At 32.2% G+C, this 25,068-nt stretch carries 25 protein-coding genes; 5 read left to right on the plus strand and 20 right to left on the minus strand.

Annotated features, from left to right (window positions below; all coding sequences use genetic code 11):
* Window positions 1-32 precede the first annotated feature (32 nt).
* The 3 genes from srtB to lplA all read right to left on the minus strand — a co-directional run bounded on the left by srtB (window position 33) and on the right by lplA (window position 2,270).
* Window positions 33-833: a class B sortase, LPKTxAVK-specific gene (gene srtB / locus O3801_RS05240; RefSeq protein ID WP_294682130.1), complete on the minus strand. Its 801-nt coding sequence runs from the start codon at window positions 831-833 to the stop codon at window positions 33-35.
* A 99-nt stretch (window positions 834-932) separates the two neighbouring features.
* Window positions 933-1,256 (minus strand): YbjQ family protein, encoded by a 324-nt coding sequence (locus tag O3801_RS05245; RefSeq protein WP_294682128.1) that lies wholly within the window; start codon window positions 1,254-1,256, stop codon window positions 933-935.
* Window positions 1,257-1,280: 24 nt separating this feature from the next.
* Entirely contained in the window at window positions 1,281-2,270 is a 990-nt protein-coding gene (gene lplA / locus O3801_RS05250) for a lipoate--protein ligase (RefSeq protein WP_294682126.1), read from the minus strand.
* 177 nt (window positions 2,271-2,447) lie between these two features.
* Between lplA and trpS the strand changes: the two genes are divergently transcribed.
* Both trpS and O3801_RS05260 read left to right on the plus strand, forming a co-directional pair.
* Complete coding sequence (gene trpS / locus O3801_RS05255; protein WP_294682124.1) at window positions 2,448-3,464, plus strand: tryptophan--tRNA ligase; 1,017 nt, start codon at window positions 2,448-2,450, stop codon at window positions 3,462-3,464.
* 71 nt (window positions 3,465-3,535) lie between these two features.
* Window positions 3,536-4,282, plus strand: coding sequence for a DNA/RNA non-specific endonuclease (locus O3801_RS05260; RefSeq protein WP_371454308.1), 747 nt, complete (start codon window positions 3,536-3,538; stop codon window positions 4,280-4,282).
* Window positions 4,283-4,321: 39 nt separating this feature from the next.
* On the opposite strand, the gene psiE is transcribed toward O3801_RS05260, so the two are convergent.
* A complete protein-coding gene (psiE, locus tag O3801_RS05265; protein WP_371454309.1) occupies window positions 4,322-4,723 on the minus strand; it encodes a phosphate-starvation-inducible protein PsiE in 402 nt (133 codons plus the stop codon).
* Between the two features lie 125 nt (window positions 4,724-4,848).
* Here psiE and O3801_RS05270 point away from each other — a divergent pair, with 125 nt between their 5' ends.
* Together O3801_RS05270 and budA are read left to right on the plus strand one after the other, a co-directional pair.
* Window positions 4,849-5,382, plus strand: a complete 534-nt coding sequence (locus O3801_RS05270; protein WP_371454310.1) for a GNAT family N-acetyltransferase — start codon at window positions 4,849-4,851, stop codon at window positions 5,380-5,382.
* Between the two features lie 10 nt (window positions 5,383-5,392).
* Window positions 5,393-6,088, plus strand: coding sequence for an acetolactate decarboxylase (gene budA / locus O3801_RS05275; RefSeq protein ID WP_371454311.1), 696 nt, complete (start codon window positions 5,393-5,395; stop codon window positions 6,086-6,088).
* A gap of 145 nt (window positions 6,089-6,233) precedes the next feature.
* On the opposite strand, the gene lpdA is transcribed toward budA, so the two are convergent.
* The 4 genes from lpdA to O3801_RS05295 are packed head-to-tail and all read right to left on the minus strand — an operon-like array spanning window position 6,234 to window position 11,494.
* Complete coding sequence (lpdA, locus tag O3801_RS05280) at window positions 6,234-7,982, minus strand: dihydrolipoyl dehydrogenase (RefSeq protein WP_294681415.1); 1,749 nt, start codon at window positions 7,980-7,982, stop codon at window positions 6,234-6,236.
* Window positions 7,983-8,036: 54 nt separating this feature from the next.
* Window positions 8,037-9,434, minus strand: a complete 1,398-nt coding sequence (locus O3801_RS05285) for a dihydrolipoamide acetyltransferase (RefSeq protein WP_294681413.1) — start codon at window positions 9,432-9,434, stop codon at window positions 8,037-8,039.
* A 31-nt stretch (window positions 9,435-9,465) separates the two neighbouring features.
* A complete protein-coding gene (locus O3801_RS05290; protein ID WP_294681411.1) occupies window positions 9,466-10,458 on the minus strand; it encodes an alpha-ketoacid dehydrogenase subunit beta in 993 nt (330 codons plus the stop codon).
* 55 nt (window positions 10,459-10,513) lie between these two features.
* A complete protein-coding gene (locus O3801_RS05295) occupies window positions 10,514-11,494 on the minus strand; it encodes a thiamine pyrophosphate-dependent dehydrogenase E1 component subunit alpha (protein ID WP_294681409.1) in 981 nt (326 codons plus the stop codon).
* Window positions 11,495-12,059: 565 nt separating this feature from the next.
* Between O3801_RS05295 and O3801_RS05300 the strand changes: the two genes are divergently transcribed.
* Window positions 12,060-13,712, plus strand: coding sequence for an L-lactate permease (locus tag O3801_RS05300; RefSeq protein ID WP_371454312.1), 1,653 nt, complete (start codon window positions 12,060-12,062; stop codon window positions 13,710-13,712).
* Between the two features lie 1,377 nt (window positions 13,713-15,089).
* Here the strand turns inward: O3801_RS05300 and O3801_RS05305 are convergent.
* The 12 genes from O3801_RS05305 to murA form a co-directional block, all read right to left on the minus strand.
* On the minus strand, window positions 15,090-15,689 hold the full coding sequence (locus tag O3801_RS05305) for a glycerol-3-phosphate acyltransferase (protein ID WP_004392797.1): 600 nt from the start codon (window positions 15,687-15,689) through the stop codon (window positions 15,090-15,092).
* A complete protein-coding gene (locus O3801_RS05310; RefSeq protein ID WP_294681400.1) occupies window positions 15,686-16,651 on the minus strand; it encodes a lysylphosphatidylglycerol synthase domain-containing protein in 966 nt (321 codons plus the stop codon). The genes O3801_RS05305 and O3801_RS05310 overlap by 4 nt, the downstream gene beginning before the upstream one ends.
* A gap of 98 nt (window positions 16,652-16,749) precedes the next feature.
* Window positions 16,750-17,157, minus strand: a complete 408-nt coding sequence (locus O3801_RS05315) for a hypothetical protein (protein WP_371454313.1) — start codon at window positions 17,155-17,157, stop codon at window positions 16,750-16,752.
* Between the two features lie 76 nt (window positions 17,158-17,233).
* Window positions 17,234-17,917 (minus strand): 5'-methylthioadenosine/S-adenosylhomocysteine nucleosidase, encoded by a 684-nt coding sequence (mtnN, locus tag O3801_RS05320; protein ID WP_294681396.1) that lies wholly within the window; start codon window positions 17,915-17,917, stop codon window positions 17,234-17,236.
* 4 nt (window positions 17,918-17,921) lie between these two features.
* The gene (gene greA, locus O3801_RS05325; protein WP_294681394.1) at window positions 17,922-18,410 is read right to left on the minus strand and encodes a transcription elongation factor GreA; all 489 of its coding nucleotides are present in this window, start codon (window positions 18,408-18,410) and stop codon (window positions 17,922-17,924) included.
* A gap of 48 nt (window positions 18,411-18,458) precedes the next feature.
* Complete coding sequence (udk, locus tag O3801_RS05330; RefSeq protein WP_371454314.1) at window positions 18,459-19,085, minus strand: uridine kinase; 627 nt, start codon at window positions 19,083-19,085, stop codon at window positions 18,459-18,461.
* On the minus strand, window positions 19,085-20,356 hold the full coding sequence (locus tag O3801_RS05335; protein WP_003146785.1) for a peptidase U32 family protein: 1,272 nt from the start codon (window positions 20,354-20,356) through the stop codon (window positions 19,085-19,087). Before O3801_RS05335 ends, udk begins: the two co-directional genes overlap by 1 nt.
* A gap of 96 nt (window positions 20,357-20,452) precedes the next feature.
* Complete coding sequence (locus tag O3801_RS05340) at window positions 20,453-21,379, minus strand: peptidase U32 family protein (protein WP_371454315.1); 927 nt, start codon at window positions 21,377-21,379, stop codon at window positions 20,453-20,455.
* Window positions 21,380-21,427: 48 nt separating this feature from the next.
* The gene (locus tag O3801_RS05345; protein ID WP_371454316.1) at window positions 21,428-22,075 is read right to left on the minus strand and encodes an O-methyltransferase; all 648 of its coding nucleotides are present in this window, start codon (window positions 22,073-22,075) and stop codon (window positions 21,428-21,430) included.
* 367 nt (window positions 22,076-22,442) lie between these two features.
* On the minus strand, window positions 22,443-23,423 hold the full coding sequence (pta, locus tag O3801_RS05350) for a phosphate acetyltransferase (protein WP_294681383.1): 981 nt from the start codon (window positions 23,421-23,423) through the stop codon (window positions 22,443-22,445).
* Window positions 23,424-23,435: 12 nt separating this feature from the next.
* Window positions 23,436-23,603, minus strand: coding sequence for a DNA-directed RNA polymerase subunit beta (locus O3801_RS05355; RefSeq protein ID WP_081450706.1), 168 nt, complete (start codon window positions 23,601-23,603; stop codon window positions 23,436-23,438).
* Between the two features lie 9 nt (window positions 23,604-23,612).
* Window positions 23,613-24,884, minus strand: a complete 1,272-nt coding sequence (gene murA, locus O3801_RS05360) for a UDP-N-acetylglucosamine 1-carboxyvinyltransferase (protein WP_294681380.1) — start codon at window positions 24,882-24,884, stop codon at window positions 23,613-23,615.
* Window positions 24,885-25,068: the final 184 nt, after the last annotated feature.

The raw sequence follows: 25,068 nt of genomic DNA on the forward strand, positions 1-25,068 counted from the left end.
AACTTAATCATTAGATTGCTTTTCGTTATTTATTATCTTGTAGCTACATATTTTAATTCATCTTTATGTTTAGCTAAGAAGTCGTTCATTTCGTTATCTGGAATTTGACGTAGGTACAGGTTAGAACGAATTGTTTCGTCTTCCTCACGACAAGTAGATAATACTAAGTATTTATCGTTTCCTTTAAGTTGAACGCTATCGTTTTTAGTTGCTGCATCTTTCTTAACATTTGTTAATTGGCTTAAGAAATCTTCATCATTTTCAAAATCTAAACGGTAGAATGAAGTTGTTTCTGGAACGATTGTTAAGAATGCTGCTTCGTAGTAGTATTTTCTCTCAGGAGTTTCAATAACTACGAATTTGTGTTTATCCATGTATTCTTGTTTGTCATAGTAGTTAACATCGTTGAACATACGGTGATCTCCAACTTTACTTCCACGAGCGTGACCGAATAACCAAGTTAATCTATCATGGAAATCTTTTTTGTTATCCATATCCATGAATACAGTACCAAGGTATGGAACATGCCCACCTTCAAAAGTTTTATCTAAATACGTTTCGTTGTCATTAGTTTGAACTACTGGTTCATCTAACTGTGTACCTGGAGCATAAACATAAGCTACAGTTTCATTATTCGTCTTAGATAATTCTGAAAAACGTTTTGATAAATAATCTTTCTCTTCTTTACTTACTGTGTAAGTTGCTTTTGATGATGAGCTAGAACTTGTCCCTTTATCATCACTACATCCTGCTACAAATACAGCAGATGTTACTAAAGCAATTGCTAAAAGTAAAATAGAGAAAATCTTTTTAAAGTTAAATACTTTTTTCATTAATATTTTTCCTCTCTATTGAAATTTTAATCACTGTTTAACATTATACAATATCTCAACAGATATTGCTATTAATTTAATTTTAAAATTTATATGAGTTTATCTTACTACTACAGCTGTTCCTGTAACTGTAACTAAAAGCATATTGTTACCGTCTCCTCCTAGAGCATCAAAATCAACCCTAACTCCGATAACAGCATTAGCACCCATCTCAGCAGCGCGAGCTTCTAACTCTTTTAAAGCTTCAGCTCTCGCTTGAATAATTTCATCTTCGTACCCTTTGACTCTTCCACCAAAAAGGTTTCGAATTCCCGCTCCAATATCTTTGATGACATTAATCCCAGCTACTACTTCACCAGTAGCAAGACCTTTATATTCTACTACTTCCATTCCTGGAACATAATTGGTTGTTGCAATAATCATAATACTTCACTCCAAAATTATTTATTAGTCTACTAATATATCTACTACTTCTGCTAATGTTGCTCCTAAGAAGTATGAATTAATATCAATTTGCTCTAAAACTTTTTGAATATCTTCTTTTTGGTATTTTACACCCACTAATTTTTTAGCAATATCTTCTACATCCATTACTCCGAAGAAGTCTCCGTAGAATTTGATATTAGTAATAACACCTTGTTCTACCATAATGTTAGCTTCGATTTTACCAGTTTTAAGTCTTCTATTACGTTTAATATTGAAATCTGGATTTTTACCATATACCCAATCCCATGAGTTATTTTTTTCTTCTTGAATAGCTAAGATTGCAGCTTCGTCTTCTTTAGTTGCAACAAAATCAGTCATTTCGTATTTTTCACTCATATATTTTTTAAGCGCTGCTACGAAGTCTTGAACTGTCATGTCTTGATTTGGAAGGTGGTCTTTAATGTTTGTTACACGTGAACGTACTGATTTAATACCTTTTGATTCAATTTTATCTTTAGATACTTTTAAAGCATCCGCTAAAACTGATGTATCAACATCAAACATTAAGCAACCGTGGTGCATAATACGACCATTACGTACGTATTGAGCATTACCACAGAATTTTTGACCATCGATTTCAAGGTCATTACGTCCTGTAAATTCTGCTTTAACTCCTAATGAATCTAATGCATCAAGTACTGGTTGTGAGAATGATTTGAAGTCGAATTCTTCACCACTTCTACCATTTGAGATAATTGTGTAGTTTAAGTTGTTTAAATCGTGGTAAACTGCACCACCACCACTTACACGACGAACGATTTTGATACCTTTGTCGTCACAGAATTTTTGGTTTACTTCTTCTGTTGTGTTTTGGTTTTTACCAACAACGATACATGGTGAGTTTATCCATAGCATAAACACATCATCTTTTTCTGCTAACTCATTAAAAGCATAAAGCTCTAATGCAGTATTGTAACGTGGATCATTACTTTTTGATTCTATATATATCATATTAATCTCCTTAATAATTAACTATTTCTTTACTCCCTATTATACCATCTTTTGCTAAGTAAAACACTAAATTTTTATCCAAATTAATATTTTTTATGTTATTTCAAACAAACTTTGGTTAGATTATGGTATAATTATAAGGAATTATTAAAATTATGTTAAAGGAGTTACCCTTTTATGACAAAAATTATTTTAACTGGAGATAGACCAACTGGTAAACTTCACTTAGGACACTATGTTGGCTCTTTAAAAAATCGTATAGCTTTACAAAATGAAGATGACACTGAAGTATTTATTATGATTGCTGATCAACAAGCTCTTACTGATAATGCTGATAACCCAGGAAAAGTTATTGAAAATATTACAGAAGTAGCACTTGATTATCTTGCTGTTGGAATCGATCCTAGCAAAACTACTATTTTTATTCAATCACAAATTCCACAACTTGCAGAATTATACATGTACTACATGAATTTAGTATCAGTTTCTAGATTACACCGTAATCCTACTGTTAAACAGGAAATTAATGACAAAAAATTCGGTGAAAGTATTCCTGCAGGATTCTTTACTTATCCTGTAAGCCAAGCTGCTGATATCACTGCTTTTAAAGCGACACACGTTCCTGTTGGTGAAGATCAAAAACCAATGCTTGAACAAACTCGTGAAATCGTTCGTGACTTCAATAGAACATACAATAAAGAAGTTCTAGTATTACCTGAGATTGTACTACCACCAAAAAATCATGCTCGCCTTGTAGGGATAGATGGACAAGGAAAAATGAGTAAGAGTTTAAATAACGGTATTTACTTAGGGGATAGTGAAGAGAACATTAAAGCTAAAATCATGAAAATGTATACTGATCCAAACCACATCAAGATTGAAGATCCAGGTCAAGTTGAAGGAAATGTTGTATTTAAATACTTGGACATTTTCGATACTCGCACTGATGAAGTTGCAGAACTTAAAGAGCACTACTCTCGCGGTGGACTTGGCGATATGAAACTAAAACGCCGCTTAAATGACGTAATGCAAGACTACTTACGCCCTATTAGAGAACGTCGCGAGGAATTCGCAAAAGATAAAGCTGAAGTATACAGAATGCTTAAAGCAGGAAGTGAAAAAGCTGAAAAAGTTGCAGCTGCTACTTTAGATGAAGTAAAAGATGCAATGGGAATTAATTATTTCAAAAAATAAATATTTTATTGGGGAAGAGCTCTACTCTTCCTCTTAGTCATTTGAACTATTATAAAAAATAAGGAGGCCCTATGGCAAAAAGAAAAAAACAACAATTGTCTCTATTTTCGATTATATCAATTGCAATAGTAATTTTAGCAGCATTTGCTATCACTTATTATACGAATAAATCGTCAAATAAAACATCAAATACTGCCACAACATTCACAAGCGTATCAAAGATTCCTGATGATGTGATAAACTCTCTTACAGCACCTAAAGAAAGTGAAGCAACAGACGCTAATAAGTATAAAGTGCTAAATAATAATAATCCATACTTCGCTAAGGAAGATTTATCTACTACTTCATTTGAAAACTATAGTCCTTTAGATAAACTTGGACGTGTTGGACAAGCTAATGGAATCATAGGTATTGATTTAATGCCAACTGACAAACGTGAAGAAATCGCACATGTTCGTCCTAGTGGATGGCAAAGTAACAGAGGAACTCATGTTTATGACAGATCACATTTAATTGCTTTCCAACTAGCTGGAGAAAATGATAATGATAAAAACCTTATGACTGGAACAAGATTTATGAATCTTAATATGATTCCTTTTGAAAATGAAGTTGCAGATTATGTTAAGAAAACTAAAAAACATGTACGTTATCGTGTAACTCCTGTTTTTAAAGGTGATGACTTAGTTGCTCAAGGGGTTATCATGGAAGCAATGTCAGTAGAAGATAATGGTAAGAGTGTTAAATATAATGTATTCTTACCAAACTTCCAAAAAGGTGTTACTATCGACTACAAAACAGGTAAATACACTGTGAAATAAAATTAAGACTTCGAACCTAAAGTAGTTCGAAGTCTTTTCTTAATCTTTTTTTATAAATTTCTCAGCAATTGCTAAACTTATTACTAACAATAAAATTGCTCCAGCCCAAATAAGAACACTTTTTGGATCATCATGTTGAACTATAATCAACCTAATAATCGCCGTTATTCCAATATAAATAAAGTATCGTAGCGGAAAATGATAATTGTTTTTAAAATATTTCACAATAAGAGTTATGAACTCAAAATATAGGAAGAATACTAATATTCCTTCAACAAAGTGTTGATAATTACCTTGATCAGCTAAAAATTTCACACCTTCATGATATATTTCTTTAGCCTCCATTATTAATCCAAATGATAGTAATACTCCTATGATTAATAATCCGATGTTCATAATCCAAAGGAAAATATCCGATATTATTTTACTAAATTTCTCCATATTTCACCTCTTTAATTTTTGTACAAGAACCATTATATCATAATAAAAATCAATATTCTAATGAATTAGATTGTAAAATAAGTTTTAAACATTAAATATGATATAATAAGTAAAAGGAGGCGTATATGATTACACTAAAGAAAATCGAAGAAAAACATTTATCAGATTTATACAATGTTATTTACTCATCAGAAGAACCTGAATGGAGTAAATATAATGCACCGTATTTTAACGAATATAAATTCATAAATTTAGAAACTTTTTTACTAAAAAATCATCATGAATATTTCTTAAGTGAACGTGTCTTAGGAATATTTTTAAATGATAAACCAATCGGCATTGTAACATATTATTGGGAAAGCTTAGCTACTCGTTGGCTAGAAGTTGGAATTGTAATATATGATCAAAATATTTGGGCGAAAGGTATAGGTTATGCTGCTTTACATAAGTGGATTGAGATATGTTTTAATAAATTTCCTGAAATACAACACATTGGGCTAACTACTTGGAGTGGAAACACTAGGATGATGAAACTCGCAGAAAAACTAGGTCTTCTTTGTGAAGCAAGAATTAGAAAAGTTAGATATTACAATGGAGTTTATTATGATTCTGTAAAATACGGAATATTAAGAGAAGAATTTAATTCTATTAGTTACTAGGAGGATAAAAATGATATTTCAATATGGAACTATGGCAGGGATTATAGAAGGCGCCTATAGTGGAAGCCTAACTATAGAAGAACTACTAAAATACGGTAATTTTGGAATTGGTACATTTGATGGCATTGATGGTGAAATGGTGATTTTAGATAGTAAAGTTTATAAAACAGATTATTTCGGTAATTCATATCTTCAATCAATCAAAGAAAGCACACCGTTCGCTACAATTACTACATTCGAAAAAGAATACCAAAAATTTGATAGTTTTACGTTTAATAACTTATTAGAAAAAGTTCAAGATTACTTAAATCAAAATTATTTCTATGCTATAAAAATTTCAGGGAACTTTCAGAAAATGAATACTAGATCTCCAAAAAAACAAGAAAAACCATATCCACCTCTACTAGAAGTACTAGAGAATCAAAATATTTTTCATTATGAAAATACACAAGGTACAATAGTTGGTTTTTTCTCTCCTTTTTACGCTCAAGGATTAGGCGTTGGTGGATTCCATTTGCATTACATTAGTAATGATTTAAACGCAGGTGGGCATATCTTTGATTTTGAAATATTAAACGGTCTTGTAGAAATTTCTAAACCTTTAAATTATTCATTAAAATTGCCAGTAAATGACGAATATCAAAACATAAAAATAGATGAAACAATTCTTCATCAAAAAATTAGTATCTCAGAAGTTAAAAAATAAAATTTAAATTACACTAGGAATTTAAGTAGCAACATATACCTATATTCCTAGTGTTTATTATTTCTCATACCTTGAATTCGATAGAAATCAATTATACAGAAAAAAGATGACTAGCAAATTGCTAGCCATCTTTTTTGATTAACTATTATTTAGTTTTTTTCTTAGGTGCATGTAGACATAAGTCAACACAGTCAGTCATAGCTTCATATAAAGCTTCAGAGAACGTTGGGTGACCGTGGATAATATCCATTACGTCATCAATTGTCATCTCTGTTTGGATTAAAGTAGATCCTTCGTTGATTAACTCAGCTGCAACTGGTCCTACTATGTGGATACCTAAGATTTCTCTGTATTTAGTATCCATAATTACTTTAACGAATCCTTCACCTTGGTTAGATGCTAGTGAACGACCGTTAGCTGCAAAGTTGAATTTACCAACTTTGATGTCATATTTTTCACGAGCTTGTTCTTCAGTTAAACCAACCATTGCGATTTCTGGGTGAGTGTAGATTGCTGCTGGAGTAGCTTTAAGATCAACTTTTTTGTGGTGACCCATTGCATTTTCAGCTGCAACTTCTCCCATCTTGAATGCTGCGTGAGCTAACATCTTAGTTCCGTTAATATCACCAGGAGCGTAAATACCCTCAACAGATGTTTCCATGTACTCGTTAACTTTAACACGTCCACGTTCCATTTCGAATTTATCTGCTAATTCTCCAAGACATGTGTTATCTGGAACACGTCCGATAGATAATAATACTTTATCTGCAACGATATCTTCTTTTCCTTCAACTTTAACTACTACTTCTTGACCTTTATCAACGATTTCTAATAATTTAGTTGATGTAAGAACTTTAATACCTTGTTTTTTGAATTGTTTTTCTAATGCTGCAGATGCATCTTTATCCATTCCAGCGATTAAACGATCAGCCATTTCAACGATAGTTACTTCAGATCCGAAAGTAGAGAATGCTTGTCCTAATTCAGATCCGATAACTCCACCACCGATAACAGCTAAACGAGATGGTACTTCAGTGATATCTAGGAATTCATCACTTGTAAGAACTTTATCACTATCCATTCCTGGAATGTTAATTCTACTTACTTTTGATCCACCAGCTAAGATTACGCTGTCAGCATCAATTGTTTCTTTACCATCAACAGTAACTTTCTTGTCAGCTGTTAATTGTCCTACACCGTTAAATACTTTAACACCGTAAGATTTAAGTAATCCTGCAATTCCTCCTGATAGAGTTTTAGAAATTTTATTCTTAACTGCTACTGTTTGTTCCATGTCAACTGAGAATGCATCATTTACAAGTTTAATACCACGGTCTTTAGCAGAACGGATGTGGTTGATAATTTCAGCATTGTGTAGGAATGTTTTTGTTGGAATACATCCACGGTTTAGACATGTTCCACCTAATTCACGGTTTTCTACTAATGCTACTTTACCACCTAGTTGAGCGGCTTTAATTGCTGATACATATCCAGCAGGTCCACCACCTACAACAACTACGTCATATTCTCCACGACGTTCACGTTTTGGTGCTACTTCTCCTGCATTAGTTTCAGGTACTTTAACATCTGCTGCAACTTCTTTAACGATTTCTTGAGCTGCTGCAGTAGCGCTGTCTCCTCCAGGAACTGCTTCTCCAGGTTGTCCAATCCATGCGATAGTTTGAACTACTGGTACAACCGATCCAGCTGGGTGAACGATTTTTAATAAAGTTCCGCTTGCTTCAGCTTCTACTTCCATATTTACTTTGTCAGTTACGATTTCAAGTAGGACTTCACCTTCTTTTACTTCGTCACCTTCTTGCTTAAACCATTGTACGATTTCGCCTTCTTCCATTTCGCTTCCGGCTTTTGGCATTATAACTTCAACTGCCATGTTTTAATCACTCCTTATACACTTTATCTTGTTTTAATATATATTATACCATTATTAGATTAGTAATGATAGTGGATTTTCGATAGCTTCTTTCAGAGTCTTCATGAATTTAGCTCCTTCTAATCCGTCAACAACACGGTGGTCCGCTGTTAATGTTAATGTCATGATAGGTCTTACAGTAACCTCACCATTGAATACTACTGGTTTTGGTACAGTAGCACTTACACCTAAAATAGCTGTATTTGGTTGGTTAATGATTGGTACGAAGCTCTTAACTCCATACATACCTAAGTTACTAATTGTAAATGTAGAATCTGCCATTTCATCTGGTTTTAATTTTCCAGCAAGAGCTTTTGTTGTAATTTCTTTAGAAGCTACTACAAGCTCTTTAAGGCTCATCTTATCAGCACCTTTAATTACAGGTACTACTAATCCACTATCCATACCAACTGCGATAGATAAGTTTACATAGTGGTGTAAGTACATTTCTTTTTCATCACCTGATAATGAAGCATTTACATATGGGTGTTTCATTAATGACTTAATTACAGCTAATGAAATAAAGTCTGTAACTGTTGCTTTTTTACCTGTTTCTTCGATAATTGCATCAACAACTTTTTTACGTAACGCTAATAATTCAGTCATATCAACTTCAACGTTAACAACGAATGTTGGTGCACTGAAGTAAGATTCACTCATACGTTTAGAAATAACTTTACGCATTGGTGACATTGGTACTGTTTCAACAACACCCCATTGATTTTCATTTGGTGCTTTAGCAGATTTAGCGCTTGCTGGTGCAGCAACTTCAGCACTTGCAGCAGCTTCACTTGCACTTCCGTTAAGAACAGAAAGAACATCTGCTTTCATAATTTTACCTTTTGGTCCAGTTCCAACGATACCATCTGTATTAATTCCTTCAACTTCTGCAATACGTGCAGCAAGTGGAGACATTTTAGCTTTTGCATTTAGTTTATAATCAACTACATCTTCTTTATGAACACGACCTTTAGCTCCAGTACCTTTTACTTGAGATAAGTCGATTCCGTTTTCACGAGCATATGCTCTAGCCGCTGGTGTAGCACGAAGTCCAGAGTTGTCGAACACTTCTACTTCTTGAGCAGGAGCTGCTTCAACTTTAGTTTCAACAACAGCTTCTTCAGCTGGTGCCGCTGCAGCCGCAGGTGCTGCTCCAGCTCCAGGTACAGCTTCTCCAGGTTGTCCAATCCATGCGATAGTTTGAACTACTGGTACAACTGATCCAGCTGGGTGAACGATTTTTAATAAAGTTCCGCTTGCTTCAGCTTCTACTTCCATATTTACTTTATCTGTTACGATTTCAAGTAAAATTTCACCTTCTTTTACTTCGTCACCTTCTTGCTTAAACCATTGTACGATTTCGCCTTCTTCCATTTCACTACCGGCTTTTGGCATTATTACCTCTACTGCCATATTCTATTCACATCCTTCACTAACTAAATTTTTATTTTTTGTTTACAGCTTTTCTAATAGTTTCTTTGATGTCTTCTACATCAGGTACAACTAATTTTTCTAAGTTTTTAGCTGATGGAATGTGTGTGTCAGCACCAGCAACACGGTAAATAGGGCTATCTAAGAAATCAAATGCATCACTTTCTGCGATACGAGCAACGATTTCTCCACCGAATCCACCAGTTTTGAATGAGTCGTGACATACTACTAATTTTCCAGTTTTCTTAACTGATTCAACAATTAGATCAGTATCTAGTGGTACTAATGTAATTGGGTCAAGTACTTCTACTGAGATTCCTTCTTCTTTTAATTCTTCAGCTGCTTTTAAGCTACGCTCTAACATTCTTCCCCAAGATACTAATGTTACATCAGATCCTTCAACTTTGATGTCACCTTGACCGATTACACCAATTTTACCAACTTCTACTTCACCTTTACGTCCGAATAACGCTTTTGGTTCAATGTAGATAACTGGGTTGTTATCTCTGATTGCAGCTCTTAAGATTGAGTAAACATCTCCAGGAGTACCTGGTGCTACTACTTTAAGACCTGGAATGTGACAGAACCATGCTTCTAACGCTTTACAGTGTTGAGCAGCAGCCCCTGTTCCTGATCCAGATGCACAACGGTATGTAACTGGTACTTGTACTTCTCCACCTAACATATAACGCATTGGTGCAGCTTGGTTAACAATCGCATCCATACCGATTGTTACGAAGTCCATGAATGTTACGTCAACGATTGGACGCATACCTACTGATGCAGCACCAGCAGCAGAACCACAGATTGCAGCTTCACTGATTGGTGTATCAATAATACGTTCAGGTCCAAATTCTTCTAACATACCAACTGTAGTACCGAAGTCTCCTCCGAAGATACCAACATCTTCACCCATTAAAAATACATTTTCATCTTCACGCATTTCGTGAGTCATAGCTTCTTTTATGGCTTCACGAACTGTCATAATTTTTGTTTCTTTAGTCATAACTATTAATCTCCTATTATATAAAATATTATTTAAATTATTTTAAGCTAAAATATTAGTCAGCGTAGTTATCTTGGAACGCAATTTCACCGTCTGCAAATGGTGATTCTTTAGCGAATTCTACAGCATCATCGATAGTTGCTTTAGATCTATCTTCGATTTCTTTTAATTCTTCTTCTGTAGCAATTCCGTTTTCTAATAAGTAGTTTTTATATTTTACGTTAGGATCTTTAAGTTTCCACTCAGCTACTTCTTCACGGCTACGATATTTACCAGCGTCTGATGCAGAGTGTCCGAACCATCTGTATGATACTGCTTCTACTAAAACAGGACCTTTACCACTTCTAGCGTGTTCGATAGCTTCTTGCATTGCATCGTATACTGCTAATACATCATTTCCGTCTGGAACATGAATACCTTTGATTCTGTATGAAGCTGCACGTTCAGTAATTTCTTTAACACGCATACATCTTTCTTGAGCCATTGAGATACCATATTTATTGTTAATTACGTAGAAAATAAGTGGTAAATCCCAGTTAGATGCCATGTTTAGACATTCGTGGAAACTTCCTTCGTTAGTAGCTCCGTCACCCATACAACAAATAACAACGTTACCTGTTTTTTTCATTTTTTGAGCTAAAGCTGCACCAGTACTTAAACCGTGTCCACCACCAACGATACCGTTACATCCCATGTTACGTTGCTCAAGATCATAAACGTGCATACTTCCTCCACGTCCTTTACATTGACCTGTAGCTTTACCTAGGATTTCAGCCATCATACGATCAATTTCAATTCCTTTAGCAATTGTTTGACCGTGACCACGGTGGTTAGAGTACATTAAGTCTTCTTTTCTTAATGGATAAATAGCTCCAACGTTTGCTGCTTCCTCCCCTACTGAATAGTGAGTCATACCGTGAACTAAACCACGAGAGTATAGTTTACTCAACTCCATATCAAAATCTCTAATAAGTTGCATTAGTTCGTACATTTCTAAATGCTCTTGTTTAGTTAAATCTTTTGATGTTTTTACCATAATAACCTCCAAAGTTTGTATATATATTTATTAAATGTATATAAATTATTTATTAATCATATATTACACTTATAATATACTATTTTTCACGAAAAATGTCAAATTTATATTCACAATAAAATAATAATATTTAACTCGGTAATAATATTGTAATTTTTATGATAACCAGCGGCATCTGTACTGGTACAGTTTTTAGAAAATACAGAATAAATCTAGATTTTAGCGATATTTCTAATGTTCACATTGGTTATCTTAAACTGAATTATATATAAATACAGTTATTTTAGCATATAAAATAAAGAGCTACTTCACATATTCGTTACTAAAATATTCGTTTAATTAATAAAATTGATGAATCCCGGATTTTCACTATATTTAAACGTTTACTTATAAGTGTTTACATTATATCGATTAATGAAAATTGAACTTAATTAATCATTTTTTTAAATATACGTAAACTTTAAATTATTGAAAACATCATGAAAATGTAAGCAAACATCTTGCATTAGTACAGTTTTTTATATATAATATTCATATACAAATTTTCAATTTAGGAGGAATTATAATGATTCTTAACACTATTTGGGAACAACAGTACAATCCAATGGGTAATATTTGGTTATCTGCTGCTGTTGCTGCTCTTCCTATAGTTATATTTTTAATTTCATTAGTTGTTTTTAAACTTAAAGGTTATACAGCCGGAGGTTTAAGTATTCTTAGTGCAGCTATCGTAGCTGCTGTATGTTATAAGATGCCAGTAGATAAAATCGCTGGTGCCGCAGAACAAGGTATTGTTTCAGGTTTATGGCCTGTTGCTAGTATCGTTCTTGCTGCAATCTTCTTATACAAATTAACAGTTAAAATGGGATTCTTCGATGTAATGAAACAAAGTATCTCATCTATTTCACCAGATAAAAGAATTCAAGTTCTTCTAATTGCATTTTCATTCAATGCATTCTTAGAAGGTGCTGCAGGATTCGGTGCTCCAGTTGCTATTACAGCTGCAATTTTAGTAGGTTTAGGTTTCAAACCTTTACAATCTGCTGCAATTTGTTTAGTTGCTAACATCGCTGGTGGTGCATATGGAGCGATGGGTATTCCAGTAACAGTTCCAGCTACTTTAACAGATTTAGATGCATTAACACTTGGTAAAAACACATCATTAATCTTATGTCTTGTTACTGTTATTATTGCATTCCTTATCGTATTTATGGTAGATGGTTTCAAAGGTATCAAAGAAACATTCCCTGCAATTTTAGTTTCTGGTGGTGGATTTGCTATTACTCAATTCATCTTCTTAAACTTCGTAGGACCAGAACTTGTTAACGTTTCTTCAGCTATTGTGAGTTTACTTGCTTTAATCGTATTCTTAAGATTCTGGCAACCAAAACAACAACTTACTGCTGAAACTAAAGAAGTTGCTAATGATAAAGAAGTTCTAACTGGTAAAGAAGTTGTTAGAGCATGGACACCGTTCATTCTTTTAACTCTATTCGTTACTTTACTAAACACTGGATTCTTCAAACAATTAATCCAACCTGCAAACCCTAAAACAGGTCAAGCAGCAGGAGCTTTAAACTCACTAATTTTCAACTTCCCATACTACATTGATGGTACAGTTGCACGTGTTGCTCCTATCGCAAAACAACCTACTCCAATTAAAGCAGTATTTAGTTTTGCTCCATTTACTTCAACTACAACAGCAATTTTACTTGCAGGAATTTTAACAATTATTATTTTTAGAGTTAACAGCCGTATCGTTATTTCTACTATTAGAGAAACTGCTGTTGAATTATGGGGACCAATCTTAACAATCTGTTCAGTACTTGCATTTGCTTACATTTCAACATATTCAGGAATGTCATCAACACTAGGATTAGCATTTGCTAACACTGGTAAAATCTTCCCATTATTCTCTCCAATCTTAGGATGGATCGGGGTATTCTTAACAGGATCTGTTGTTAACAGTGGATCATTATTCGCTGGATTACAATCAGTAACTGCATCTCAAATTGGAATTGATCCTTCATTACTTGTAGCTGCTAACATCATGGGTGGAGCTATCGCTAAAATGATTTCTCCTCAATCTATCGCAGTTGCAGCAGCAGCCGTTGGATTAGTTAACAGAGATAGTGAAATCTTTGCTAAAACAATTAAATGGAGTGTTATTCTTCTTGTTCTTACAGGAGTGCTTAACCTTCTAATTACTCTTAGATAATTTTAAGTTAATAAAAAAGAGATTTGGTAAAAAATACCAGATCTCTTTTTTTGTAAATATATTATGCAGCATGCTTATCGCAATGACAATCTCCTGTCTTGCAATTTCCGCATTCACAATCTTCTTTTGCGTTATGGCATCCACATGCACACCCTTCTTTGCATTCACATGTTCCTTCAACACAGTTTCCACATTTACAATCTTCTACTGCATCATGACAGTGGCAGTGGTGTTCACATTCACATTTGCTCATATTAATCGCCTCCGTATTATTTAATCTATTATTCTATAGTTAAATTTTATTATGTTTTATATAACAAGTCAATAGATTCTCGTCTTAAGTAACTATTACGATTTACAAATACCTAAATCGTAATGAAATTGACTTCGAGTTAAAATTAAATAAAGGTAGAAACACTACTTTATTGTATATTTCTACCTATTTTATTTTATAAATTATTCACTAATAACTGTTCCAGCAGCTAATATAATTAATGCTGTTGTTATACGTAATTTTTATTCTTTATTTCTATATTTTCTTCAATATTTTCTTGAATTTACGATGACTTATTATCATCCATACTATTTTCCTAACTCTCTTATCCGCTAGTAGTTTTGCTATTTTCTTAATCGACATATAAATCATCTCCTACTTTTTATTTATAATCAGTTATTTAATAAATGTATTATACGCCACCTACTTTAAAATCACTTAAATCAACTTTAAACTATAATTAAAAATGAAATTTAATTATAGTTAGAGTAATATTTAAGTTTCACAGTATTTTATTCTATATTATACAGAAAATAATTTCTCTTAGAATAGAATTATTCAAAAAATATGATACCTTCTTTCATTTATTATGTTATAATGAAATTTAGATAAAGGACTTGAAACTTAGTCAATTTCACTTTTATTATTCTTTATATATTACTTTTCATATAAAAAAGGGAGGGAATTATATGAAATATAACAAATACTTAATCATCACTTTTCCTATTTTGATCGTACTAGTTTCAGCATTTTTTTATACAAAAAATATCTTCTATTTCTACTCAACTATTCCGATATGTGTCTACGTGAGCTTTGTGAGATATTTTCAAGAAAAAAATAAATTATTAATAAAAACAAATAAAGTTTTGAATCTATTAAAGTATGAATTTACTATATACACTGTAGCAATACTAACAATATTCTCAATACCTTCACTTGGCTTTATCAGTAAAATTAAAAGAGTAGAATATACCTATATTTTATATGCAATTTCTGCAATATTACTCTTATTATATGCAATAATTAATATTAAACGCACTCTACTTATAAGACAAGAACTACGAAAAAACAATTCTAAATAACAAAAAAAAGAAATCAGCTCACTATCGAACTGATTTCTTAATTTTTCTTGTACTAAAATATTTATTAAATGACTCTTCTATATCTTTTACAGCTACTACACTTATTAATAAAACTGCTAGTAGAAAAATTCCTAGTATTATAAATGATGGATTTTCTACATAGTTTATATACGTTACAAATGGAAGACTAGAATAAAACCCAATTGTTAAACTTTTTACGATAATAGCTATAACTAATGTACAAAGTATTAAGATTAAGAATAAATTTAATGATAATGCTGCTAAACAACCAAAGAATGTCGCAACCCCCTTACCACCTTTAAACTTAAAGATAATAGGTTTTATGTGACCTAATAATACTAATACTATACAGATATATATAATTTTTGGATCAACATCTAATATTTTCAGTAATATAACTACAAAAAATCCTTTGAAAAAATCTACTGCTAGAACAAATAAAAACGATCTAGGACCTAAAACACGTCCTGCATTTCTTGCCCCAACATTACCAGAGCCTTTATTAGTAAATTCTTCTTTATAGATCTTTTCTAATAATTTTCCACCCATAACATTTCCAATAAAATAGGCAACTATCGCATAAATTATCGTCGTAATCATAACTTTTCTCCTCTCTTAAATTTATCTTTTATCATTCTAATTCCTTCAGTTAGGAACATAAAACATCCAATAGTAAACGGAACAACATAATATGACAATCTGTATATTATAATTGTCGCACCTATAATTTCTGGATTTATACCCAAATTTTTAAGTCCGATAAGAACTAAAGTATCAAAAGTACCTAATCCTCCTGGAATCATAGTTAATAAGCCTACTATTGATGCTACTATTATAACTCCCATTATCTGTAATTCCTTATCAGCTACTAAATCTCCCGTATAAAAATAAAGAATCATAAGAATAATAAGGGCTGCAAATACCCATTCTAAAAAAGAAATTACTGTCAATTTAACACTTAAGTATCTATCCGTTCTAATTCTTGGTTTTCTCAAATTAAAAAATAGATATAATGGTAAAAATAAAGACATCAATATTAATGAATAATAAAAGATTTTATTATTAGCATATAACGCTTGTCCTGGAAAGACATTTAATACTACAAAAATTGACAATAGACTGATTCCAGAAAGCATAGAAATAAGAATCATCCCTATTGCAGTAACTAATGTTTTTCCGTTTTTTGTATATGGTTTGTACATATAATATCTAAGTCCGGCACCAATAAAGCCACCAAAACCTAGTACCATATTTAATGTGTTAGTCATAAAACTAATTTTAAAAATACGGAATGAAGACATATTTTTCGTTAAATTAATAGCCTTTAGAACAAAATAATCATATAAGCATAAAATACTTATACCTAATAGGCCACTTAATAAAACCACTAAAAATTTCACCTCTCCTATAGTTAGAGTGAGATGATGTATTTTTTTGAAGTCTAAACTAACTATCTCTTTTTTAAAATAGGAAAAAATTAAATAAAATATCAATAATCCCAAACTTATCTGAACTAAGTTCTTCAAATAATTAAAGGATCTTCTTTCAGTAATATTTTTCATTTTCTTTTCCTTATATAATATTTATCTACTTTATATTAACATTTTATAACTTTTTTTTCAATACAATTAATTACATAAAATTATGACTATAATATTTTTTAATCTTCATATTCATGTAACTTATCTTCATATTCATTATATAATTCTGGATAACCTTTTTTCACCGCTTTTAAAAATGTTTTTCGAATTTTATTGACTTTTTGTACATAAATCAACATAAATATCAATGTAAATATCACAATATACAAAATCAACATATCAATTAAAAACGCTCCAGGGGCTCTTTGATATAATCCGAGGAATAATATGAGTGTAGTTGTAAAAAATACCATTACTACTGCTACTTTAAAACCTTTTTTATATCTTGTATAATCATCTTTCACAATTTTACAGATTATATCTAATTCTTCTTTTGTATATCCTCCACTTTTTATTGATTTCAATGTATAACTCGGAAGTTTTTCAGATGTTAATATTAAAAATAATTTCGATAATATAGTTATCATACTTTCCCTCCTACTTCACATAAATATTACAGCAAAGAAAAGCTTTTTGCTCTCCTTTGCTGATTTATAATTAATTTTAAAGTTTTTTTATTAGTTCTGTAGTTAATATAGATGAATTTACTGCAGCTATTTGTAAGAATTCATCAAAAGTAACTCGAGTTCCTTCTTCTGCTTTATCACTTACACTACGGCAAACTATAAATTTTGTTCCAAATTGGTAACAAGTTTGAGCAATCGCTGCTGCTTCCATTTCAACTACTTGCATATTAGGAAAGTTTTTCAATATTCCTTTTTTCAACTCTTTATTAGAGATAAATGAGTCTGATGTACCCACTAAACCAAAATGAATATTATGATCTGGTAAACTTATTTCTGAAGCTAGTTTTTGCAACTCTTCATCACTCTTATACGCTGGTGGCATTTGTGGTACTTGACCAATTTCATAGCCAAACTCTGTTGCATCGACATCAAAATGTCTTACTTCTGTAGCAACGATCATGTCCCCAATTTCCATATCACCTTGTAAGGCACCACATGTTCCTATATTAATCACATATTCTGGTTTATAGTGATCTAATAATAGAGTTGTAGCAATAGCAGCATTCACCTTCCCTGGTAAACTTAACATAAGAACAATATCGCGTCCTTCATATTTACCTTCATAAAACGTTACATGTGCTATTTTTTTCTCTTGTAAATTTTCTATTTTTTCTTTTATTATAGCCACTTCTTCTGGCATTGCACCGATTAATGCTATCATAATACTATTCTACCGCTAGAATTTTGATATCCATTGAATCTTCTGGCCCTGTTGGTAATGAAACTTTCGCAATATCTCCAACTTCTTTTCCTAATAAAGCTTGTGCCACTGGAGATTCATTTGAAATTTTGTATTCAAATGGATTAGCCTCAGCACTACCTACGATTTTGTAAGTTTCTGTTAACCCGTCTGGTAGTTCTTGATAAGTTACTTTGTTACCTAAACGAATTGTGCTTGATTTTTCATCTAATTCGATAATAACAGCATAACGAATCATTTGTTCCATTTCTAAAATTCTTTGCTCGATGAATCCTTGTTCATCTTTTGCTGCATCGTACTCAGAGTTCTCAGATAAGTCCCCGAAGCTACGTGCGATTTTAATTTTTTCAATTACTTCTGGACGTTTTACTTTTTTATAGTGTTCTAATTCTTCAACAAGTTTGTCATAACCTTCTTGGGTCATTTGATATTCTAATTTTTCTTCTAAAGCCATGGTAATACTCCTTTTTTTAGTCTACTCTATATTATATCTTTTTTTTTATTATTTTGCTAGTAGCGATTTGATTTTTGTTATTAAAATATCAATCGCAATATCATTATATCCACCATCAGGAACAATAATATCAGCATATTGTTTAGTTGGTTTAATATACTTTTCATGCATCGGTCTAACAGACACTAAATATTGATTAATTACTGATTCTACAGTTCTTCCACGTTCATTAATATCACGTAATAATCTTCTTAAAATACGAAGATCACTTGGTGTATCAACAAAAATCTTAATATCCATTAATTCACGTAGTTTTTCTGAATAAAGACCAAACATACCTTCGATAATAATTACATCTTTAGGTTCTTGGTGTTTCTGTTCACTACTTCTAGTGTGATTTACGTAATCATAGACTGGCAATTCAACAGCCTTCCCTTCGATTAACTCTAATAAATGGTTGTAAAGTAACTCGTTATCAAATGCACTAGGGTGATCATAGTTTGTTTTAACTCTTTCATCCATTGTCATATGGCTTTGATCTTTGTAGTAATAATCTTGCTCAATTAATGCAACTTTATCTTGAGTTAACTCGTCTATAATTCTTTTAGTAACAGTAGTTTTACCACTACCGCTTCCTCCAACAATACCGATAATTTTTGGTCGTTTTGTAGCCATTAGCGTCCCATTTCCTTTCGCATCATATTGCTTTTAAATACTCTAGAGTCTAATTTTGTTCTAATAATTTGAAGTGGATGTCTTGCTGCATCTAGTAATTCACCATCTTCATCGTAAATTTCACCGATAACTTGTCTAAATGTATCGATCTCTGGTCCAAAGAATTCAACCTCTTGACCTGTTTTAAAGAAGTTACGTTGTTGAATTGTTGCAATTTGAGTTTCTTCATCATAGTGAAGAACTTGCCCAACGAAGTCATAGTTTGTTTTCTTACCACCTTCGTTTCCAAACATTTGTTCAGAATACTTAGGAATTTCATAGAAGAATGACATTGCAGTATCACGGTTAGCACATTTATATAATTCTAATTTATATTCTGGTGTCATCTCAAAATTATCTGGATCTGCACAATAATCATCAATTAGTTTTCTATACACACTTGCAACTGTTGCTACATAGTGAATAGATTTCATACGACCTTCAACTTTTAACGAATCAATACCTAATTCAATAATCTCTGGTACTGCTTCAATTAAAGTTAAGTCTTTTGGACTCATCGCATAAGGATTTGCACCTTCATCGAATAACTTAGTATCTTCGTCAGTTCCTTCCTCATAAAGGTCATAATTCCAACGACATGACTGACAACAACCTCCACGGTTACTATCACGAGCTGTCATGTAGTTACTTAATGTACAACGTCCAGAATATGCTATACACATCGCACCGTGAACAAACATCTCGATCTCAACATCTGTTTTTTCACGAATTTCTTTAATTTCTTCATATCCTGTTTCACGAGCTAGTACTACACGGTGTACTCCTTCGCTTTCCCAATATCTAACTTCCTTATAGTTTGAGATAGATTGTTGTGTACTAATATGTACCTCTACTTTTGGAGCTACAGCTTTACATCTTTCAATGATATATGGATCCGCTACGATAATTCCTCTTACTCCTGCATCTTGAAGCGCCATTAAGAATTCATCTAATCCTTCAAAGTTCTCATCGTGCGCAATAATATTCGCTGTAACATAAATATCAGCTCCATATTTTGCTGCAAATTCACAACCTTCTTTAATCTCTTCAATTGTGAAGTTGTCTGCATTACTACGAAGCCCAAACTCCTGCCCTCCTAAGAACACAGCATCTGCTCCATAATGAATAGCTATTTTTAATTTTTCTAAATTCCCTGCTGGAAGCAGTAATTCTGGTTTTTTCGTTATTACTCTCTTACCGTCTCTAATTTCTGAAATATTTGGTATCGCCATAAGTTAAGGTCACATTCAAGTATGACCCATCCTCCTTGTCTTTTTTATTAGGTTTTATATAGGAAACCTTACCCTTTTATATAATTCAAATATATACTAGTACATAGTTTTCTTATAGAAGAATCCTAAGTCTACTTCTCTGTATTTTGGTTTAATTCTTTCTATATCGTTATAGAAATCTTGTTTTTCATCCTCATAAGCTTCTTTGTCTTCATAATAAAGATCAATAGCATCACGATAAATAGTTACAACCTCTGTGATATAATCTTCATCTTTTAAAACACCTTCAATCTTAAATGCAGTTACCCCTGCTTCGATTAGACGATCTAATTCTTCTATCGCACAGATATCATTTGCACTCATGATGTGTGTCCCATTTGAATCCTCAAAAATTGGATAACGTTCATTTCTATCTTGACTGTATAGGAATAGTTTCTTAGAATTACTATATTCTTCAATATACTTCTCTTTACCACTATACATAAAATAGTTATCCACCAATTTTCTTACAGATTGGAACATACAAAGCATTCCCTGAACTTGCACTTCAATTTCATATTCACTTTTTCCTGTAATTTCAATAATTTCATCAATAGTTAATTCTTTTGAAAGACACGTTCTATATGCTCCACGTTTCCCCCAATAATTACATGAGAAAGAGTTCGTAGCTAATGTATGTGGATCCCATTGAAGTTTAAAATCAAGATTTTCTTCTCTTAAAATTGTAATAATTGTTGGTTCTCCATATATTAGAGCATCTACATTTAGTGTTGATAAATAATGTAAATAATCAACTAAGTCATCTATATGCTCATTATGGAATATTGCATTTACACTAACATATGCTTTTTTCCCTGCTTGGTGTATAATCTCAATAGCCTTTTTTAATTCGTCTCTATTAAATTCACCAGCAAGACGTAATCCATATTTTTCTTCACCAATAACGAAACTATCAGCTCCTACATTTATCAGTTCATAAATATGATCAATACTTTTCGGTGTTACAACTAACTCTACTGTCATTTTTTATCCTCTCTTAATAAAATATACTAACTTCACAGTTCTATAATTTTATTTTCTTGTTGTTATAGTTATTCCATCTCCAAATGGTAATATTACACTCTCATAATTTTCATGTTTTAATAACCATTCATTGTAATTATTAATTTTTCTAGAAAGTTGTTTTAAATCTCTACTGTGTTTAATAATACTTGGATCAGCAACCATTCCTTTGAATAGTACATTGTCCGTAATAACTACGACATCCTCAGCAAAATATGGTTCATATAATTCAAAAAACTTTCTACTTTGACTTTTAGCACCATCAATGAATACTACATCGTATGGGGCATTTGTCACTACTTCATCTTGAAGTTCTAATGCATCTGCATGAAGTAATGTTATTTTATCAGTAAGATTTCTCTTTTCTATATTGTTTTTTGCTTGGTTATACATCTTATCATCACGTTCAATAGTTGTTACATTACATCCTATTTTTTCAGCTAATTTAATAGATGTATATCCAATTGCCGTTCCTATTTCTAACAAATTCTTAGCTTTCTTTACTTTAAGCATTTGAATTAAGAATCTTATCCCAATCTTATCTATAATCGGCACTCTATTCTCTTCGGCATATTTTTCTAATTCTAAATAAAATTCATCAAAATCTTCTAACAAATTAATAACATACAAATCATCTTTTGATTCTATCGCAACCATGTTTACCTCCATATTTATACATCATATTATGATACCATAAAAGTTGGTATAAATGCAATTATAAAGACTAGTACATACAAAATATTCAAATATAGTCAACAGTATTTTTATACAATAAAACTAAATTTATGTATACTCTTTAAATACTACTAATAATGCCATGGATAAAACTAAAAAAGGGAGTGACTCAAAAATCGCGATTTCAAAGAAATCGATTTTGTCGAGTCACCCCCGCACAGTTTATTAGATACCTAAAAAGCTTTTATAAAGCGAATTTAGATATCAATAAACCACTGCGTCTATGAGTTATCATATACACTTTGTTCAAATTTAGGACTTTTGAGTCAGCCCCTTTATAATTATAATCTTATTTTTCTAAAGCTTGAACAGCTGTAATTAATGAAAGTTTGTATACATCTTCTGCATTACATCCACGAGATAGGTCGTTTACAGGAGCGTTTAATCCTTGTAAGATTGGTCCTACAGCTTCAAATCCACCTAGACGTTGTGCAATTTTGTATCCAATATTACCAGCTTCTAAGCTTGGGAATACAAATACATTAGCATCCCCTTGTACTTTTGAATTAGGAGCTTTTAATTTAGCTACTGAAGGTACAACTGCAGCATCGAATTGTAATTCACCTTCTACCGCTAATTCAGGTGCATTTTCTTTAACTAACTTAGTAGCTTCTGCTACTTTTGTAGTGTCTTCAGTAACAGCTGAACCTAAAGTTGAGAAACTTAACATTGCTACTTTTGGATCAACGTTGAAGCTTTTAGCTGTTTTAGCACTTTCGATTGCGATTTCTGCTAATCCTTCAGCATCTAATGTCGGGTTAATCGCACAGTCAGCAAATACATAACGTTTGTCTTCTTTACTCATGATGAATGCACCACTTGTACGTTTTGTTCCTGGTTTTGTTTTAATGATTTGTAATGCTGGACGAACAGTGTCTCCAGTAGAATGAATTGCTCCAGATACTAATCCTTCAACTTCACCAGTGTATACTAACATAGTTCCGAAGTAGTTAACATCTTTTAATAATTCACGAGCTTTTTCTTCAGTTACTTTTCCTGCACGACGTTCTACAAACTTAGCAACTAATTCTTCTAATTTTTCGTAGTTTTCGTGATCGATAACTTCTAGGTTAGAAGCATCTAAAGATAATCCTTTAGCGATTTCTTCTACTTTTTCTTTTTTCCCAACTAACACAGGTTTAACATAACTAGTAGCGCCTAATTTAACAGCCGCTTCTAATACACGCTCATCATATGCTTCTGGTAGTACGATACGTACATTTTTCCCTTCTAATTTTTGTTGAAGTTCTACAAATAAATCATTTGCCATCTTCATTTCCTCCTAATTGTATATAATGTCTTTAATATGTCTTATCGGCTTTAAACTTAAAGCATCGAAAAGACTGCCCTTACCTAAAATAGTATACCCTAATAACAATCCAATATAAAATATTATGATCATTAGGGCTATGTTTCGCAAATACCTTACTAATTTATCATTTGATTTCATAATAAATTCCTACTCATCTATTCTTTGAATATCTGCACCTAGTTTTCTCATTTTTTCTTCGATGTCTACATAACCTCTATCAATGTGGTAAATGTCAATAACTTTAGTAGTTCCTGTAGCCATTAAACCAGCAATGACAAGAGCTGCTCCTGAACGTAAATCCGTTGCTTTAACAGTAGTTCCTTCTAAATGAGGTAATCCTTCGATTAGTGAACTTCTACCTTCAATTCTAATCTTCGCGTTCATTCTGCGTAACTCTTCAACATGCATAAATCTATTTTCAAATACAGTCTCAGTGATAGTACTAGTACCATCAGCTAATAACGTTAATACACACATAATAGACTGCATATCTGTTAAGAATCCTGGGTGTGGTAATGTCTTAACATCTACAGGTCTTAAACTGTCTAGTTTATTACTTACACGCATAGACGTTTCATCAACTACTTCTATGTTAACGCCCATTTCACGCATTTTACTTACTAAGGCAACATTATCTTTATAAGGTGCACCTTTAACTAGTACATCCCCTTTAGTTGCTGCCGCTGCAATCATGTATGTAGCAGCTTCTACACGGTCAGGCATAACTGTGTACTCAGTACCTACTAATTTTTCTACTCCTTCAATAACTAAAACAGAAGTTCCTTTACCTTCAATCTTAGCTCCCATTTTAATTAGGAAGTTAATCATATCTTCGATTTCAGGTTCTTGAGCTGCGTTAACAATAGTAGTTTTCCCTTTTGCTAAACAGCTTGCCATAATAACGTTTTGAGTTCCACCTACACTTGGGAAATCGAAGAAAATCGTTGTTCCTTCTAATTCTTTTTCTGCTCTTGCCTCAACAAAACCAGCATCTTGAATAATTGTAGCTCCTAGTGCTTCAAACCCTTTTAAGTGTTGATCAATAGGTCTACTTCCAATTGAACATCCTCCAGGCATTGCTACTTTTGCACTTCCTTCACGCGCTAACATAGGTCCTAATACTAAAAATGATGCACGCATTTTACTAACAAATTCAAATGAAGCCTCTGTTAATAATGGTTTTGTCGCATCCATTTCTAAAGTATTTTCTTCTGGTCTATAATCAACCTTTACTCCTAGACTTTCAAATAATAATCCTATTGTCTTAATATCTGATAACTTAGGAACATTATAAAATTTACTTGTACCCTCTGTTGCTAATAAACCTGCAGCTAAAATTGGTAATGCCGCATTCTTCGCACCAGAAACTTGTACTTCTCCTATTAAAGGTGTTCCACCTTTAACGACTATCTTTTCCAAGTTGTTTCCTCCATCTCTATATTTACATTTTATATCACATATAATACTACCACAAATTATAAAATAAATAAAGTTTGAATAAATATTTTTAAAATTTATTTTATTACGAAAGTATGCCTTTTCTATACATGAAATATAAAACTAGTTTTAAACAAAGATTTAATATTATTTTTTATTTTAGGTA

The sequence above is a fragment of the Gemella sp. 27098_8_149 genome, from assembly GCF_041433745.1.
Classification (GTDB): Bacteria; Bacillota; Bacilli; order Staphylococcales; family Gemellaceae; genus Gemella.

Coding starts and splice junctions, on each gene's coding strand:
- pta (WP_294681383.1), bottom strand. CDS start 23,423: ATGGCAAATGATTTATTTGTAGAACTTCAACAAAAATTAGAAGGGAAA.
- O3801_RS05300 (WP_371454312.1), top strand. CDS start 12,060: ATGATTCTTAACACTATTTGGGAACAACAGTACAATCCAATGGGTAAT.
- O3801_RS05295 (WP_294681409.1), bottom strand. CDS start 11,494: ATGGTAAAAACATCAAAAGATTTAACTAAACAAGAGCATTTAGAAATG.
- O3801_RS05305 (WP_004392797.1), bottom strand. CDS start 15,689: ATGATTACGACGATAATTTATGCGATAGTTGCCTATTTTATTGGAAAT.
- O3801_RS05315 (WP_371454313.1), bottom strand. CDS start 17,157: ATGATAACTATATTATCGAAATTATTTTTAATATTAACATCTGAAAAA.
- O3801_RS05290 (WP_294681411.1), bottom strand. CDS start 10,458: ATGACTAAAGAAACAAAAATTATGACAGTTCGTGAAGCCATAAAAGAA.
- O3801_RS05310 (WP_294681400.1), bottom strand. CDS start 16,651: ATGAAAAATATTACTGAAAGAAGATCCTTTAATTATTTGAAGAACTTA.
- O3801_RS05270 (WP_371454310.1), top strand. CDS start 4,849: ATGATTACACTAAAGAAAATCGAAGAAAAACATTTATCAGATTTATAC.
- psiE (WP_371454309.1), bottom strand. CDS start 4,723: ATGGAGAAATTTAGTAAAATAATATCGGATATTTTCCTTTGGATTATG.
- O3801_RS05335 (WP_003146785.1), bottom strand. CDS start 20,356: ATGGCGATACCAAATATTTCAGAAATTAGAGACGGTAAGAGAGTAATA.
- O3801_RS05355 (WP_081450706.1), bottom strand. CDS start 23,603: ATGAAATCAAATGATAAATTAGTAAGGTATTTGCGAAACATAGCCCTA.
- lplA (WP_294682126.1), bottom strand. CDS start 2,270: ATGATATATATAGAATCAAAAAGTAATGATCCACGTTACAATACTGCA.
- udk (WP_371454314.1), bottom strand. CDS start 19,085: ATGGCTACAAAACGACCAAAAATTATCGGTATTGTTGGAGGAAGCGGT.
- O3801_RS05340 (WP_371454315.1), bottom strand. CDS start 21,379: ATGACAGTAGAGTTAGTTGTAACACCGAAAAGTATTGATCATATTTAT.
- trpS (WP_294682124.1), top strand. CDS start 2,448: ATGACAAAAATTATTTTAACTGGAGATAGACCAACTGGTAAACTTCAC.
- O3801_RS05260 (WP_371454308.1), top strand. CDS start 3,536: ATGGCAAAAAGAAAAAAACAACAATTGTCTCTATTTTCGATTATATCA.
- greA (WP_294681394.1), bottom strand. CDS start 18,410: ATGGCTTTAGAAGAAAAATTAGAATATCAAATGACCCAAGAAGGTTAT.
- O3801_RS05245 (WP_294682128.1), bottom strand. CDS start 1,256: ATGATTATTGCAACAACCAATTATGTTCCAGGAATGGAAGTAGTAGAA.
- mtnN (WP_294681396.1), bottom strand. CDS start 17,917: ATGATAGCATTAATCGGTGCAATGCCAGAAGAAGTGGCTATAATAAAA.
- lpdA (WP_294681415.1), bottom strand. CDS start 7,982: ATGGCAGTTGAAGTTATAATGCCAAAAGCCGGAAGCGAAATGGAAGAA.
- srtB (WP_294682130.1), bottom strand. CDS start 833: ATGAAAAAAGTATTTAACTTTAAAAAGATTTTCTCTATTTTACTTTTA.
- O3801_RS05285 (WP_294681413.1), bottom strand. CDS start 9,434: ATGGCAGTAGAGGTAATAATGCCAAAAGCCGGTAGTGAAATGGAAGAA.
- O3801_RS05345 (WP_371454316.1), bottom strand. CDS start 22,075: ATGGTTGCGATAGAATCAAAAGATGATTTGTATGTTATTAATTTGTTA.
- budA (WP_371454311.1), top strand. CDS start 5,393: ATGATATTTCAATATGGAACTATGGCAGGGATTATAGAAGGCGCCTAT.